The following is a 2,232-nucleotide window of genomic DNA, read 5'->3' on the forward strand; positions in this document are numbered from 1 at the left end:
CATCGCTCACTTTCGGGTATAGGCCATCGCGGGTTGCCGGTGTGGTTTGAACCGAAGCTGAACCAGGGGGTCTTGAGACTATAGAGAGGACGCAATTCGTCGACGAAGACATCCATGTCGAACTTCGACTTCACGGGAGCATGAAAATGAAGAGATATTGCGATACGATACCGTCAGCAGCCGCCAGAGCTCGTTTGACGGTGGTGCATAAAGCCCGATCGTAAGACGGAGCCGGCGACCTCGAGAACCACGGTTTGTCGCTCCCCTACGGGATGCACGCACAGTAGAATTCGGATCATCGGTCGCCACGCGGTTGCGATTGTTCGCTCGGTGGAGGTGCCCGTGGGATGGAAGTCGTGCATGAATATTGCTGTGGGCTGGATGTGCACAAGAAGAAGGTCGTTGCGTGTGTACTCACCCCTGAAGCCAAAGAGATTCACACATTCGGCACGATGACGGAAGATCTCCAAGCGATGTGTCAATGGATTCGCCAACATGGTTGTACGCATGTGGCGATGGAGAGCACGGGGGTATACTGGAAGCCGATTTACAACCTTTTAGAGGACCAGGGGCTTGAAATTCTTGTGGTGAACGCACAGCACATCAAACAGGTACCTGGGCGCAAGACCGACGTCAAAGATGCGGAATGGATCGCGCAGCTTCTGCAACATGGACTTCTGAAGGGCAGCTACATTCCCTCGCGTGAGCAACGAGAGTTGCGTGAGCTGATTCGTTACCGGAAGTCGCTCATTCGCGAGCGAGCCAACGAGGTGAACCGTCTGCAGAAGGTCCTCGAAGGGGCGAACATCAAGCTGGCGTCGGTCGCCTCGGATGTGCTCGGTGTGAGCGGGCGCGCGATGCTGGAAGAACTCATCGCTGGGAACACCGATGAACAAAGCATGGCTGCTATCGCGAAAGGCCGATTGCGAAACAAGACGAAGGAGCTTGAGCAAGCGCTTAAAGGCATTGTGCGTCCTCATCAGCGCAAGCTGCTGGCCATTCAGCTTCAACACATCGATGAGTTGGACGAGTTAATCGAGGAAGTGAGCGCCGAGATCGCGCGGCGGATGCGCCCTTTTGAAGAAGACCTGGCGCGTCTTGAGGGGATTGCGGGGGTTGGGCGAAAGGCTGCAGAAATGATTCTGGCGGAAGTCGGGACGGATATGAGTCGGTTTCCGACTGCAGCGCATCTGGCATCCTGGGCAGGACTGTGTCCCGGGAACCACGAGAGCGCGGGAAAACGATACAGTGGAAAAACTCGCAAGGGTGACGGATGGTTGCGAGAGACGATGATCGAATGCGCGCGAGCCGCGGCTCGAAGCAAAAATACCCGTCTTTCCGCCCGCTATCACCGGATCGCCGCGCGCCGGGGAACGAAACGTGCAGCGGTCGCTCTGGCGCACACCCTGCTGGTCATTGTATACCACCTGCTTAAGCACAAGGTTACCTATCAAGACCTGGGACCTGACTACTACGATCGACAAAATCGAGAAACGTTGATTCGACGCCACGTGCATCGGCTGAAGCAACTGGGCGTACAAGTCGTCATCACTGGGGAAGCCTCCTGAATTAATATACATAAATATCCATTCAAGAACTGCGGAATAGGAAGTGTTACCTTTTTTTGTCCATTTTCACAGTAGTAGATCAACCGACAAACGAAGCACGGATTAGCCGGTACGAGCGTTTTTATGAGGGCAACGACCCTGGAGTGCAGCAGAACACGGCATCCACCCTTTTACAGGCAGAACGATGGAATTTCACGGGCTCAACTGAGACCCTGGGAGACATGAGAGGGTAAGCCACAAAGGTGAATGTGGACATCCAATGTGCGACCATATTTTAGAAAAAGGGGCATAGCCTCTGTTTACACACACCCATGTATCCGATCCAGGCGTCATACCCGTATTTTCCGCACAATCTTTTTGTAGAGTCAAACGAGAAATACTGCGAATGAGCTAGAATGAGGGAGAAAACGAAAGATCTTAGAGAGAGTGTGATTGTGACCTCGAACCTTGAGTTTGGTCAGTGGAACACTGTCTTTGGTGATGCCAGGCTGACAGCCGCACTCGTGGATCGGCTCGTCCACCACGCACATGTCCTGGCGTTCACCGGCGAAAGCTGCCGGTTGCAACATGCCCTATCTGGAGTGAAGTCATCGTAATCTTCAGTTAGCGGTGCCTATGCACAAATCCGCAGCGTTTCTCTGCACTTTTTACTTGCGGAAAACAC

The 2,232-nt window shown here is 53.7% G+C and carries 1 protein-coding gene and 1 pseudogene; both read left to right on the forward strand.

All coding sequences use genetic code 11. From position 1 onward, the window contains the following. Positions 1-347: 347 nt before the first annotated feature. Entirely contained in the window at positions 348-1,568 is a 1,221-nt protein-coding gene (locus tag ASH01S_RS17475) for an IS110 family RNA-guided transposase (protein WP_067929711.1), read from the forward strand. 419 nt (positions 1,569-1,987) lie between these two features. After that, positions 1,988-2,164, forward strand: a pseudogene (locus tag ASH01S_RS18230) (ATP-binding protein); the annotation flags it as partial. Between the last annotated feature and the right edge of the window lie 68 nt (positions 2,165-2,232).

It is taken from the genome of Alicyclobacillus shizuokensis NBRC 103103 (genome assembly GCF_001552255.1).
Taxonomy (GTDB): domain Bacteria; phylum Bacillota; class Bacilli; order Alicyclobacillales; family Alicyclobacillaceae; genus Alicyclobacillus_G; species Alicyclobacillus_G shizuokensis.

Coding starts and splice junctions, on each gene's coding strand:
- ASH01S_RS17475 (WP_067929711.1), top strand. CDS start 348: ATGGAAGTCGTGCATGAATATTGCTGTGGGCTGGATGTGCACAAGAAG.